Genomic DNA, 13033 nt, shown 5'->3' on the forward strand with positions numbered 1-13033 from the left:
AAAACAAGACAGTATCAATGTTGTGACACTGTCTTGTCTTCATAAATTTAAACTGATATTAATGTATATCGTCCCACCAGTGGAATCCATCACGACTTAATAACAATTCACTTGTTAATGGACCGTTAGTACCTGATTTATAGTTAGGGAAGTCAGGTTCAACTTGATCCCATTCTTCTTGAATTGCATCAACATATTTCCAAGTTGATTTTAATTCTTCCCAGTGTGTAAAGTTTGTTGCATCACCTTTTAAGCAGTCGAACAATAAGTTCTCATAGGCGTCAACGGTATTCATTTTATCTTGTGCACTCATTGAGTATGATAGTTGAACTGGTTCAGTTTCAATACCTTGTACGTTCTTCTTCGCATTTAAATGAATAGAAACACCTTCATTAGGTTGGATGTTAATAACCAATAAGTTGGAATCTAAATGCTTATCTTTTTCGTAATATAAATTCATAGGTACTTCTTTAAATTCAACCACGACTTGAATAGATTTACGTTTCATTCGTTTACCAGTACGGATGTAGAATGGTACACCAGCCCAACGGAAGTTATCAATCATGACTTTACCTGAAACAAAAGTAGGTGTGATTGAGTCTTCGCTGACACGATCTTCTTCACGATAGCTTTTAACATACTTGCCATCAATTTCACCAGCATCATATTGACCACGTACAAAGTTTGTACGAACCGCTTCAGAATCCAATGGTTGCAACGACTTTAACACTTTTACTTTCTCCGCACGGATATCTGCACTATTTAAACTGATCGGCGGTTCCATCGCTAACAACGCTACCATTTGAAGCATATGGTTTTGGAACATATCTTTCAATGCACCGCTAGATTCATAATACCCTCCACGGTCTTCAACACCTAAAATCTCAGATGAAGTCACTTGAATATTTGAAATGTATTTATTGTTCCATAAAGGTTCAAACATCGCATTCGCAAATCGTAACACTTCGATGTTTTGTACCATGTCCTTACCAAGATAATGGTCAATACGGTAAATTTCATTTTCTTTAAATGATTTTCTAATTTGTTTGTTTAATTTTTCAGCTGAAGCCAAATCACTGCCGAATGGTTTTTCAATTACAAGGCGTTTGAATCCTCTTGTCTTAGTTAAACCAGATGATTTTAAGTAATCCGTAACTAAACCAAAGAAATTAGGGGCCATAGCTAAGTAGAATAGACGATTTCCTTGTAAGCCGAATTCTGAATCGAGTTGATTACTAAACTGCAATAAATCATCATAGCTTTGTTCTTCGCTGACATCATGTTTGAAGTAAAATACATGTTCCATAAATTGATCAAGGTGTTTTGTATCTTTTACATGAGCTTGAATAGATGACTTAACTTGGTTGCGAAAATGCTCATTCGAATAGTCACGACGGCCAATACCAATGATTGCAACATGTTCATCTAAATTATCTTGTTGGTATAAATGGAATAGTGAAGGGAACAGCTTTCGATGACTTAAATCACCAGTTGCTCCAAAAATTGTAATCAAACATGGTATATGCTTTCTTTTATTACTCAAGATTCAAAACCTCAATTCTATATTAGATATGCTATTATTATAAACTATGAAGAATTAATGTAACACATTTATGCTTAAATTTCTTCGTGTTTGTCATTTTAGATATGGTACACTAACGTGTAGAGAGGAGCGTTATAATGGAAATTACATTTTTAGGTACTGGAGCGGCGTTGCCAACCAAAGAACGCAATACACAAGCAATAGCGCTCAACTTAGAACCCTATTCAAATTCAATATGGCTATTCGATGTAGGAGAAGGAACGCAACATCAAATCTTGCATCATTCGATTAAACTCGGAAAAGTAGACCATATTTTCATCACCCATATGCATGGTGATCATATATTCGGCTTACCTGGCTTATTAACAAGCCGCTCTTTCCAAGGCGGGGAAGATAAACCCTTAACAATCATTGGGCCAAGAGGTATTAAAAGCTATGTTGAAATGACATTACAAGCCTCATTATCTAAATTAAATTATCCAATTACATTTATAGAAATTGATGAACAATTACATTACCATCACGAAGGTTTTACAATCAGTGCATATGCTTTGAATCATGGTGTACCATCATTCGGCTATCGTATTGAAGCACCAACCACACCTGGTAAAATAGATGTCGCTGCATTAAAAGCTATCGGTATGGAACCAGGACCAAAATACCAAGAAGTCAAAGAACAAAATACTTTTGTATTCAACAATCAAACTTATGACTCATCACAATTTAAAGGTTCAGATAAAATAGGTCCTAAAATCGCAATATTCGGCGATACCATGCCTTGTAAAAATGAATATTTACTTTCTGAAGATGTTGACGTGATTGTTCATGAAGCTACATATATTGATGGTGATAGAACATTAGCGGATAGTCATCATCATAGCCATATTTCAGATGTATTAAAACTATTAGAAGATTCTCATGCGAAACAAGCATTGTTGAATCATATTAGTAACCGTTATAACCTGAGTGATATCGATGTGTTGTATGCTGAATTACAAGAGCATTATCCACATTTAAAATTTAAATTCGTAAGAGACTTTGATGCGTTTGAAATATAAATTCGTAAGAGACTTTGATGCGTTTGAAATATAAAAATGCTGAGGCAGATAATTTAACTGTCTCAGCATTTCTTTTATCAATTTTAACTTATTCGTCGTTCGATAACTCTTTACTTCTTTTTACTGCCGCATTGAAGCAATCTTCGAAAATACTTTCAATATCGTGTTGAGCTAAAGCATCTAAGCCTGCTTGCGTCGTTCCACCTTTAGAAGTCACGTTTTGTCTTAATTGTTCCATACTTAAATCAGAACGCTCAATCATTTTTCCAGTTCCGATTATCAAGTTACGTATAGATTCTTCAACTTCTTCTTTATCTAAACCAAGTCTGACACCCGCTTCTACATATTGTTCAAACACATGATACAAGAAAGCAGGGCCGCTGCCAGTAATCGCAGTGACTTGATGCAACGCATCTTCTTGAACTTCAATTTCTGAACCAAACGCATGGACAATATCAATAACTTGTTTTCTATCTTCTTGCTTATAGTTTTCTGAGAAGCTGATACCTGTGACTGAATGACCGACTTGTGCGTTCGTATTAGGCATAATACGTGCAATTGGGTTATCATGGTCAAGTTGTTTTCTGATATACTGTATCGAGATACCAGCCATGATGGAAATAAATCTATTTTTATCTGTAATATATGGACGGATTCTATCAGCTAATGCTTCAAAATCATAGGGTTTCGTTCCTAAAAAGACAAAGTCAGCATCTGCTAATAATGCGGCGTCATCATAACTATAATTAACGCCTAATTCGTCAGCATAGCCTTTTAAGACCGCTTCATTAGAACGGTTTGTAATATAAATATCATTAGGATCGATTACTTCAGATGCAATTATTCCTGCAAAAATAGCATGAGCCATGTTGCCTGAACCATAGAATACAATTTTCATATTTTGAATAGCACTCCCTATATTTTGATAATTGATACACTTATCATAGCAATATCAATCATTTTGCACAACAATGTTAATTTGAGGCTATAATTTCAACGGATATACAACTCATACAGAGCGGAGGATTATAATGCAACAGATAATAGGAAAGCATTTTATCGTAACAGGAGGCACGAGTGGACTTGGCTATGCACTTACGCAACAACTTTTAGCCAAAGGTGCTCATGTAACTTTACTAGTAAGAAACATAGAAAAATTTAATGAAACACATTTTCCAGTCAATCAACACTTATTAGATTCAAAGTATTGTGATTTAAATGATGCAACAGATATTCATCAACTCACATTTTCAAAACCAATCGATGGATTTATACATAGTGCAGGGTTGGGATATTTTAAACCTATACTGCAACATAGTGAACAGGAAATGATAGAAACGTATACCATTAATGTCCTTCATTTCAACTTATTATTATCTCAACTTGCACCTTATTTTACACAACATCCTTTTATAGTCGGTGTCAGTAGTTTAGCAGCTTTTTCTATCCAAACAGCAAGTGGTCACTACGCAGCAAGTAAAGCAGGATTTAATCAAGTATTAAACACATTAAGATTGGAACAGCCAGATTATCAAGTGACAGTAGTAAATGCAGGACCGATACGTACACCATTTCATGCTAAAGCAGATCCTACACTAAATTATGCTGCACAAGTTGATAAGTTTATGTTAGATCCTAATGTACTAGCGAGAGATATCATTTCTGCGATGTTAAAAGGAAAGGCTGAAGTTAATCGCCCTAAATGGTTGCACAAACTTTTGAAAATCTATCAATTATCACCAAGAACACTTGAAAGGTTGGCACCGCAATTATTTAATAATAAAAACTCATAATAAAAAGACTTGTCATATCCGTCCAAAATAGTTCTCAGTAACAACGTGACGTTATTTTGAGGAGATGACAAGTCTTATTCATTTATATTCCTATTTATGATTTAGTGGTTTAGTTGAGATGATTTGTATAATGTAAATCTTTTACGCGTTCTTTTGCGGCATGTAAACGTGTTAAATCCACATGTGTTTGATAATTCTTCACGTTTTCTTCTAGTTGTTCAACACTACTAGCACCTGCCACAATTGAACCTAAAACGTCTTGTGTTAATAAGTAATTGAAAGTGAGTGCTGATAAATTATTTTCAATTTCTTTAAGCGATGCGACTGTACTGCCAAGTTCTTGATAACTATAATCAAAAATACCATCCGCAAATTTTTGGTCTAACGCTGTATTGCTTTCAGCTGTCAGTAATCCTTTAAATAATGGTCCACGCGCGAGCATTTTAACACCTTTTTGATGTGCTTGTTGAATTAAATCTTCAGGACGATTATCAATCAAATTATACTGTGCCATCCAAGTGTCAATTTGACTGTGCTCTAAATAATATTTAATAACATTAGGGCGAATAGAAGAGATACCATAGGCACGAATTAATCCTTCTTGTTTTAATTCGTCAAAAGCACTGATTGTTTCATCAAGCGGATCTTCAATTGTTCCGCCATGTAATTGATATAAATCTATTTGATCGACACCTAAGTTTTTTAATGATTGTTTGACACTTTCTTTGATGTGTTTCTTAGAAGGATCCCAAAATGTCGTACCATCTGGTTGAAGGTGGTTACCGACTTTGGTTCCGATAACGATATCTTCTGAGTTTTGATACGGTTTCAAAATTTCTCCTACTAACTTTTCATTGATGCCTTTGTCATACATGTCTGCTGTATCAAAATATGTTATTCCTAATTCAATGGCACGTTCGATAATGGCTTGTGCATGTTTCTTTTCTGTACCAAGACTCATACACCCTAAACCTAATTCAGAAATCTCTAAACCGCTATTCAAAACATTCTTTTGCATGTTGTGACTCCTTTCGATACACTTTAATTGTCTAACACTGCTAGTTTATCAGTATTTCAATATAGTTAAAAGGAACGTGATTCAAATGGATTTAACAGAGAAAACATTAAATAAACAAACTATCTACAAAGGTAAAATTATTGAAGTAGATGTAGATGAAGTACAATTACCAAATGGCAAGACTTCAAAACGTGAAATTGTTAATCACACAGGTGCAGTTGCAGTATGTGCATTAACTAACGAAAACAAAGTAGTTTTCGTTAAACAATATCGTAAACCGATTGAACAAGTATTGTTAGAAATCCCAGCAGGCAAGTTAGAAAAAGGGGAAGAACCAAAATCAGCAGCTTTACGAGAATTAGAGGAAGAAACAGGTTATAAAGCGAATAGTTTAGAATTAATTGCTGATATTTATACCTCTCCTGGATTCGCAAATGAGAAAATCGCTATTTATTTCACTGACGATTTAGTAAAAGGCGAGGTCCATCTAGACCCAGATGAATTTGTTGAACAAGTAGAGTTGAGTCTCGATGAAATCAATGATTTAGTACAAAATCATAAAATTGAAGATGCCAAAACTTTAATCGCGTTACAACACGTATTATCACATTATAATCATTCTAAATAACAAATGAGAATGTGTTGCAATTTGCCTCAAATACTGGTAATTTATAAATGAGTCATTAAATTACATTACAATGATAATAATTATTAGTAGAGGAGTGAGGCTTCCGTGGAAGAACGTTTAAAACGCGTGAAGCAACAGTTACAAAAATCATCCTACAAATTAACTCCACAACGTGAAGCAACGTTAAGAGTGCTTATTGAAAACGAAGAAGATCATCTCAGTGCAGAAGATGTCTATTTAAAAGTAAAAGACAAAGCACCAGAAATTGGTTTAGCAACTGTCTATCGTACTTTAGAACTGCTTGCTGAACTTAAAATCGTCGATAAAATCAACTTTGGCGATGGCGTTTCACGTTTCGACTTGAAAAAAGAAGGCGAAAAGCACTTCCATCACCATCTTGTATGTATGGAATGTGGTAAAGTTGAAGAAATTGTCGAAGACTTATTGCCAAAAGTCGAAGAAAGAGTAGAATCTGAATTTCATTTCAAAATTTTAGACCACCGTTTGACATTTCATGGTATTTGTCGTGAGTGCCAACAAAAGAAAAAAGAGAGTTAGTTTAGGTTAGAAGGTGAACGGATTGGAAACGAATTTTCAAAATATTATTGAGGAATATTTAAAGTTCATCCAAATTGAAAAAGGTTTAAGTGTTAACACCATTGGGGCCTATCGTCGTGATTTAAATAAATATAAAGCCTATTTAGAATTAAAAAAGGTTAAACATATAGATTTTATTGATAGAGAAACGATTCAACAATGTTTAGGATATTTACACGATGAGGGTCATTCCGCAAAATCAATCGCACGCTTTATCTCCACTGTTCGAAGCTTCCATCAATTTGCGCTCAGAGAACGCTATGCCGCAAAAGACCCGACAGTTTTAATTGAAACTCCGAAATATGAACGCAGATTACCAGATGTGTTAGATGTCGATGATGTTTTAGCGTTGTTAGAAACACCGAATTTAGGAAAAAACAACGGCTATCGTGACAGAACTATTCTAGAGCTTCTTTATGCAACGGGTATGCGTGTAACAGAGTTGATTCATGTCAGAGTCGAGGATGTCAATCTGATTATGGGCTTTGTCCGCGTATTCGGTAAAGGAAGCAAAGAGCGGATTATCCCTTTAGGTGAAACGGTGATTGATTATTTGAAAAAGTATATCGAAACTGTTCGTCCGCAATTATTAAAGCGTACAGTTACGGACGTACTCTTTTTAAATATGCACGGCAAACCTTTATCACGACAAGGAATATGGAAACTCATTAAACAATATGGTGTCCAAGCCAATATATCTAAAAAGCTGACACCCCATTCATTACGTCATTCATTTGCGACACATTTACTAGAAAATGGGGCAGATTTAAGAGCAGTTCAAGAGATGTTAGGACATTCTGATATTTCAACTACACAACTTTATACGCATGTTTCGAAATCTCAAATCAGAAAAATGTACAACGAATTCCATCCACGTGCATGAGCCATGATCATTTGGTTCATGCACTATTTTTTATGTTTCAATTGGTTTTGTTTTAATGCTTCTAATCTTGCTTGTTCAACTTCATGACGATCTCTTAACAAGTGATGGTCGCAGATATAAGGAAGTGTATTAATTTGATGCATGATTGCATAATCAGGATAAATGCGTTTGATTTGTTTTTTCATTGTTGATAGTAAAGGTAATTCTACTGGTTTAAATAGTAGCTCCTGATTAGTACTTTCAATTAACTCACGTAATAACATTAGATAACTTCTGCTTTCTAATCCTAATTGATCTAATTTAGCATAATTCGCATGAGCAACTCGATAAGCACGATTAAATAATGTATGTGCACCTTTATAATTTGCGCGTCTATAGTGATAGCATCCGGTCGCACACAAAATTAAACTCACTACAGCGTCTTGTTTCGTGAAATGAGATTGAGCTTTCCATGCGTCTTCTAAAATATCATGGCACAAAAAATAATGTTGTTTAGTGTGGAACTGATAGTAAAACTCGATTAATGCTTGTTTCATCTGTAAAGCGCTCCTTGTTTCTCGTTTAATTCTTATAATGATTGATGTATAATATTGTACTGAATGACAAATGCGACTTGCAATTAAAGGAGATACAAATGGATGTACGAAGTTAAACTAGATGCTTTTAATGGGCCGCTCGATTTATTATTACACTTGATACATAAATATGAAATTGATATTTATGATATTCCCATGAAAGCTTTAACCGAACAATATATGAATTATATTCATGCGATGAAACAATTAGAAATTAATATTGCAAGTGAATACCTAGTTGTAGCATCAGAGCTGCTTATGATTAAAAGCAAAATGTTATTGCCGCAACAACCAGATCTAGAAGATGAAGACTTAGACGATCCTCGTGAAGATCTAGTAGGAAGATTAATAGAATATCAAAACTACAAAGAATATACTGAATTTCTAAATGAAATGAAAGTTCAAAGAGAACAGTACTATAGTAAACATCCAACTGACTTAAGTCATTTAGAAACTGCAGAATTATGGGATGAAAACCATACGATTGACCTTACTGAATTAATTATGGCGTATCAACGTATCAAGACTAGAGCTTCATTTGACACGCCGAGACAAGTTACTATCCAAAAAGAAACATTTACGATTGAACAAGCGTCAACACAAGTGTCTGAACGTTTGGCAAAAGCAACGTCATTTAATTTCTTCAGTTTGTTCACTTTTAAAGAGACAACAGAGCATGTCGTTACACATTTTCTAGCAATTTTAGAATTGTCTAAATCAGGCATTATTCAAATTACACAAGATAAAGAATTCGCAGACATTAATATAACTCGAGGTGTAAATTATGGCGCTTAAGCAAATCGGAATATTAGAAGGTTTATTATATACAGCAGGGGATGAGGGGTTAGAAATAACTCAGCTGCAAGACATATTAGATATCTCTGAGGAAGAATTGCTTGCATTAGTAGCTGACTATGAATCACCCGGACTCATGATTCATCAATATGGAAACACATTAGTTCTGACAACTAAACAAGCATTAGCTGATTATATCGAACAACTTGTGAAGCAACAATCTAATATGAAACTATCTCAAGCAGCCATGGAAGTCCTTTCAATCATTGCTTACAACCAACCTGTCACAAGAAGTGATATTGAAGTCATACGAGGAATTAATTCTGATGGTGCTGCCAAAACATTGATTGCTAGAGGGTTAATCGAAGCTAAAGATGAAGACAATTCAAGAAGCCAACAATTATATACTACGCCGTTATTCTTAAATGTATTCGGCATGAAAAATATAGATGAATTACCAACGACCGAAGAAGAGGAAGAAGAAATAGAATCATTCTTCAACAATTTAATTAACCAAAAAGGAGATAATAATGAGTAAAGAATTAGAGAGATTACAAAAACGTATCGCAAATAGCGGTTATACGTCTAGAAGAAAAGCAGAAACATTAATTACAGAAGGTAAAGTTAAAGTGAACGGGGAAACTATAACTGAATTAGGTACTAAAGTAAAACCTTCAGATAATGTTGAAGTTGAAGGCGTTAAATTAGAACAAGAAGACAAACTTTATATTTTATTTTACAAACCAGCACAAGTTATCACAAGTGTATCTGATGATCGAGGTAGAACAGTCGTAACTGATTATTTCGAGGATTTAGAAACACGTATCTATCCAGTTGGCCGTTTAGACTACGATACATCTGGATTGCTTATCTTAACTAATGATGGCGAGTTTACAAACTTAATGACACATCCTCGTTATAAAATTAAAAAGAAATATGTAGCTAAATTAAAAGGTTATTTGATGCGCGATGAAGTGAAACAACTTGAAAAAGGAATTCAATTAGAAGACGGAAAAACACATCCAGCAGAAGTTAAAATTAAAAATCAAGATAAAGAAAAAAATACAACACTTGTTGAAATTACAATTTCAGAAGGTAGAAATCGACAAGTACGTCGTATGTTCGAACATTTCGGTCATGAAGTAACAAAATTGACGCGTATTGAAATGGGTGGTCTGACATTAAAAGGCTTGAACGCTGGAGAAGGACGTGTCTTAACGCCACATGAAGTAAAAAAACTTCGCAATTTAGCCGCAAATGGTTAAAACTTGTAGCAACAGCATAAAAGTTTGTGAAATTATGCACAAATTATGTTAATCTATTTTTATTCACAAGGTTACAATTAACTTGTTGATATATGCTTATGTTATAATATGCTTTGTAGTGAAAAATCGTCTTTTTTTACAACCTTTATATATAATAAAAATATGAAGACGATACTCAAATTATTAAATCCGAGAAAGTTATGACAGATATTTTATCAATACAGGAAATCATTCATGATGTTTATGATGTTTTAGGACTTGTCTGTCTTTCTTATTGGACAACTATTGTTGAATGCTCATATGGGAGGTACATAAAATTATGACAAAAATTCTTGTCGTTGATGATGAAGAAAGAATTCGCAGACTATTAAAATTATATTTAGAACGAGAATCTTTTGATATCGAAGAAGCTCGAGACGGCAAAGAAGCATTAGATTTAGCTTTAAATCATGACTATGCTTGTATCTTGTTAGACTTGATGCTTCCCGAAATCGATGGTATTGAAGTTGCAAACCGTTTGAGAGAGTACAAAGAAACTCCAATCATTATGTTAACTGCAAAAGGGGAAGAAACGAACCGTGTAGAAGGATTTGAATCAGGTGCAGATGATTATATCGTCAAACCATTCTCTCCAAGAGAAGTCGTACTTAGAGTAAAAGCTTTATTACGACGCACGCTAACAGCAACTTCAGATCAAAATGAACCACATGCTAGAGATTTAATCGAATTTAAGCATTTGGTTATTGATAATGATGCACACCGTGTACTTGCAGATGGTACACAAGTCAATTTAACACCTAAAGAATACGAATTATTAATTTTCTTAGCGAAAACACCTAACAAAGTATTCGACCGTGAACAATTATTAAAAGATGTTTGGCATTATGAGTTCTATGGAGACTTGCGTACTGTAGATACTCATGTTAAACGACTCAGAGAAAAATTAAACCGTGTCTCAAAAGATGCAGCTCAAATGATTCAAACTGTATGGGGCGTTGGTTATAAATTTGAGGTCGACAACAACGATGAAACGACTCAATAATGTCGTCATAAAACTGTGGTTAACTATTATTTTAATAGTAACGACAGTTTTAATTTTACTTAGTGCTGCATTAATCACATTCATCCAACAGTATTATACGCAAGATACTGAACATTCTTTAGTCAACGATGCACATCGTATCAGTAATCTGCTAGAGGAGTCAGATAATAAATCATTAGCTATCAAACATAGTAAAATGCTTATCGAAGGCCCAAGCGGTTTGATTATAATGAAAAATAAAAAGGATGAATATTATAACTCACATTCAAAATTCAAAGAACAAATGATGGATGTGATTCAAAAAGATAAAGACTTTGCGCAAGTATTTGACAATAAACAAAAAGCATCTGAACATATTAAAATGACTGTTGATGGTCAAAAACATACGTATGTTTTAGTAGGATATCCAACAAAAGTTGATAACACACATCCTAATGGTGCAGTCTTTATTTACCAAGACCTAAAAAGCATCGATGATACAAATAATGTTATTACCATTATCATACTTGTTACAGCGGTTATTTTCTTAATCGTGACCACTGTATTCGCATTCTTCTTATCATCACGAATCACAAAACCGCTTCGCCAACTCAGAACCCAAGCAACCGGCGTTTCTAAAGGCAATTATTCTTTAGTGAACGATATTCATACAAAAGATGAAATAGGTGAACTCGCACACTCATTCAACCTGATGAGCAATGAAATCCAACGTCATATTGATGAAATCTCAGCCTCTAAAAATATTAGAGAAAGTTTAATCAATTCGATGGTAGAAGGTGTATTGGGTATTAATGAGAATAGGGAAATCATCCTATCTAACCAACTCGCTCAGCAAATGGAAAATGAGCTTGATGGAGAAAACAAAGCATTATTCGTTGAACAAATGAATAATACTTTCACAGATAAGGAAACACAGTTTGAAGAATATGAAGTCAATAACCGTTATTATGTGGTAATTATGAGTTATATTGATCAATTCCAACCAAACGGCAGCAGTGGTATTGTCGCAATCATTCGAGATATGACAAATGAACACAAACTGGATCAAATGAAAAAAGACTTTATTGCGACAGTTTCACATGAACTCAGAACACCAATTGCCTTATTGCAAGGTTATACGGAATCGATTGTAGACGGTGTAGTTTCAGAACCTGAAGAAATTAGAGATTCGCTTTCTATTGTCTTAGATGAGACACAACGTTTGAATCGATTAGTCAATGAGTTGTTAAATGTTGCGAGAATGGATGCTGAAGGCTTATCTATTCACAAAGAAGTGCAACCTATCAGCCAATTGCTTGATCGCATGCAGTTGAAATATCGTCAACAAGCAAGTGAATTAGAAATTGATATAGATCTCGCGCCAGAGACACACAACCAATTATGGTTCTATGATTCGGATCGAATGGAACAAGTACTTACAAACCTAGTCGATAATGCGACAAGATATACTGGTCCTGGAGATTCCATTAAAATCACAACTGGCGAAGATGATAATTACGATATTTTATATATCTCAGATACTGGCAGTGGTATTGCACCTGAACATGTAGAATTAGTTTTCGATAGATTCTATAAAGTAGATGCTTCTAGAAAACGCGGCAAAGAGGGAACAGGACTTGGTCTATTCATCAGTCGTATGATTATTGAAGCACAAGAAGGTACAATTAATTTAACGAGTGAATTAGGTAAAGGCACGACTTTCATTATTAAATTACCAAAACCACATCATCATGAAGCATAATCATTTAACTTGGGCGAAACGCCCAAGTTTTTTTATTTTCCTAGTTAAGCAATCGGATTGAACTTTTAAGATAAATCGGCTACAATAAATAGGAA

At 34.3% G+C, this 13033-nt stretch carries 14 protein-coding genes; 10 read left to right on the top strand and 4 right to left on the bottom strand.

Annotation, left to right across the window (positions count from 1 at the left end):
- Positions 1 to 58: 58 nt before the first annotated feature.
- Entirely contained in the window at positions 59 to 1543 is a 1485-nt protein-coding gene (zwf, locus tag KRR19_RS10695) for a glucose-6-phosphate dehydrogenase (RefSeq protein ID WP_002481003.1), read from the bottom strand.
- 137 nt (positions 1544 to 1680) lie between these two features.
- On the opposite strand from zwf, the gene rnz reads away from it, so the two are divergent.
- On the top strand, positions 1681 to 2601 hold the full coding sequence (rnz, locus tag KRR19_RS10700; RefSeq protein WP_023015174.1) for a ribonuclease Z: 921 nt from the start codon (positions 1681 to 1683) through the stop codon (positions 2599 to 2601).
- 88 nt (positions 2602 to 2689) lie between these two features.
- Here the strand turns inward: rnz and proC are convergent, their stop codons facing one another.
- On the bottom strand, positions 2690 to 3499 hold the full coding sequence (gene proC, locus KRR19_RS10705) for a pyrroline-5-carboxylate reductase (RefSeq protein WP_002481001.1): 810 nt from the start codon (positions 3497 to 3499) through the stop codon (positions 2690 to 2692).
- A gap of 133 nt (positions 3500 to 3632) precedes the next feature.
- Here proC and KRR19_RS10710 point away from each other — a divergent pair, with 133 nt between their 5' ends.
- Positions 3633 to 4394 carry an SDR family NAD(P)-dependent oxidoreductase gene (locus tag KRR19_RS10710; protein WP_199183487.1) on the top strand — a complete coding sequence of 254 codons (762 nt, stop codon included), beginning with the start codon at positions 3633 to 3635 and terminating at the stop codon, positions 4392 to 4394.
- 109 nt (positions 4395 to 4503) lie between these two features.
- On the opposite strand, the gene KRR19_RS10715 is transcribed toward KRR19_RS10710, so the two are convergent.
- The gene (locus KRR19_RS10715) at positions 4504 to 5412 is read right to left on the bottom strand and encodes an aldo/keto reductase (protein ID WP_002480999.1); all 909 of its coding nucleotides are present in this window, start codon (positions 5410 to 5412) and stop codon (positions 4504 to 4506) included.
- An 85-nt stretch (positions 5413 to 5497) separates the two neighbouring features.
- Here KRR19_RS10715 and KRR19_RS10720 point away from each other — a divergent pair, with 85 nt between their 5' ends.
- From KRR19_RS10720 to xerD, 3 genes are all read left to right on the top strand, one after another.
- The gene (locus KRR19_RS10720) at positions 5498 to 6040 is read left to right on the top strand and encodes an NUDIX hydrolase (RefSeq protein WP_023015176.1); all 543 of its coding nucleotides are present in this window, start codon (positions 5498 to 5500) and stop codon (positions 6038 to 6040) included.
- Positions 6041 to 6145: 105 nt separating this feature from the next.
- Positions 6146 to 6598 (top strand): ferric iron uptake transcriptional regulator, encoded by a 453-nt coding sequence (fur, locus tag KRR19_RS10725; protein WP_002480997.1) that lies wholly within the window; start codon positions 6146 to 6148, stop codon positions 6596 to 6598.
- A 22-nt stretch (positions 6599 to 6620) separates the two neighbouring features.
- Positions 6621 to 7520: a site-specific tyrosine recombinase XerD gene (xerD, locus tag KRR19_RS10730; RefSeq protein ID WP_002480996.1), complete on the top strand. Its 900-nt coding sequence runs from the start codon at positions 6621 to 6623 to the stop codon at positions 7518 to 7520.
- A 23-nt stretch (positions 7521 to 7543) separates the two neighbouring features.
- Here xerD and KRR19_RS10735 read toward each other — a convergent pair whose 3' ends face one another.
- Positions 7544 to 8056, bottom strand: a complete 513-nt coding sequence (locus tag KRR19_RS10735; RefSeq protein WP_002480995.1) for a DUF309 domain-containing protein — start codon at positions 8054 to 8056, stop codon at positions 7544 to 7546.
- A gap of 102 nt (positions 8057 to 8158) precedes the next feature.
- Between KRR19_RS10735 and KRR19_RS10740 the strand changes: the two genes are divergently transcribed.
- The 5 genes from KRR19_RS10740 to KRR19_RS10760 all read left to right on the top strand — a co-directional run bounded on the left by KRR19_RS10740 (position 8159) and on the right by KRR19_RS10760 (position 12938).
- The gene (locus KRR19_RS10740; RefSeq protein WP_023015178.1) at positions 8159 to 8890 is read left to right on the top strand and encodes a segregation and condensation protein A; all 732 of its coding nucleotides are present in this window, start codon (positions 8159 to 8161) and stop codon (positions 8888 to 8890) included.
- A complete protein-coding gene (scpB, locus tag KRR19_RS10745; RefSeq protein ID WP_057510490.1) occupies positions 8880 to 9428 on the top strand; it encodes an SMC-Scp complex subunit ScpB in 549 nt (182 codons plus the stop codon). The genes KRR19_RS10740 and scpB overlap by 11 nt, the downstream gene beginning before the upstream one ends.
- The gene (locus tag KRR19_RS10750) at positions 9421 to 10155 is read left to right on the top strand and encodes a pseudouridine synthase (protein WP_156666985.1); all 735 of its coding nucleotides are present in this window, start codon (positions 9421 to 9423) and stop codon (positions 10153 to 10155) included. Before scpB ends, KRR19_RS10750 begins: the two co-directional genes overlap by 8 nt.
- Before the next feature lie 319 nt (positions 10156 to 10474).
- Complete coding sequence (locus tag KRR19_RS10755) at positions 10475 to 11197, top strand: response regulator (protein ID WP_002480991.1); 723 nt, start codon at positions 10475 to 10477, stop codon at positions 11195 to 11197.
- Entirely contained in the window at positions 11181 to 12938 is a 1758-nt protein-coding gene (locus tag KRR19_RS10760) for an ATP-binding protein (protein ID WP_002480990.1), read from the top strand. The genes KRR19_RS10755 and KRR19_RS10760 overlap by 17 nt, the downstream gene beginning before the upstream one ends.
- The last annotated feature ends 95 nt before the right edge of the window (positions 12939 to 13033 follow it).

Origin of the sequence: Staphylococcus sp. CWZ226 (genome assembly GCF_018986355.1) — a bacterium.
Classification (GTDB): domain Bacteria; phylum Bacillota; class Bacilli; order Staphylococcales; family Staphylococcaceae; genus Staphylococcus; species Staphylococcus simulans.

Excerpts from the sequence above, each read along its gene's own strand:
- KRR19_RS10720 (WP_023015176.1), top strand. The coding sequence starts at position 5,498 with ATGGATTTAACAGAGAAAACATTAAATAAACAAACTATCTACAAAGGT.
- scpB (WP_057510490.1), top strand. The coding sequence starts at position 8,880 with ATGGCGCTTAAGCAAATCGGAATATTAGAAGGTTTATTATATACAGCA.
- KRR19_RS10755 (WP_002480991.1), top strand. The coding sequence starts at position 10,475 with ATGACAAAAATTCTTGTCGTTGATGATGAAGAAAGAATTCGCAGACTA.
- KRR19_RS10760 (WP_002480990.1), top strand. The coding sequence starts at position 11,181 with ATGAAACGACTCAATAATGTCGTCATAAAACTGTGGTTAACTATTATT.
- KRR19_RS10740 (WP_023015178.1), top strand. The coding sequence starts at position 8,159 with ATGTACGAAGTTAAACTAGATGCTTTTAATGGGCCGCTCGATTTATTA.
- KRR19_RS10710 (WP_199183487.1), top strand. The coding sequence starts at position 3,633 with ATGCAACAGATAATAGGAAAGCATTTTATCGTAACAGGAGGCACGAGT.
- KRR19_RS10715 (WP_002480999.1), bottom strand. The coding sequence starts at position 5,412 with ATGCAAAAGAATGTTTTGAATAGCGGTTTAGAGATTTCTGAATTAGGT.
- KRR19_RS10735 (WP_002480995.1), bottom strand. The coding sequence starts at position 8,056 with ATGAAACAAGCATTAATCGAGTTTTACTATCAGTTCCACACTAAACAA.
- rnz (WP_023015174.1), top strand. The coding sequence starts at position 1,681 with ATGGAAATTACATTTTTAGGTACTGGAGCGGCGTTGCCAACCAAAGAA.
- KRR19_RS10750 (WP_156666985.1), top strand. The coding sequence starts at position 9,421 with ATGAGTAAAGAATTAGAGAGATTACAAAAACGTATCGCAAATAGCGGT.
- proC (WP_002481001.1), bottom strand. The coding sequence starts at position 3,499 with ATGAAAATTGTATTCTATGGTTCAGGCAACATGGCTCATGCTATTTTT.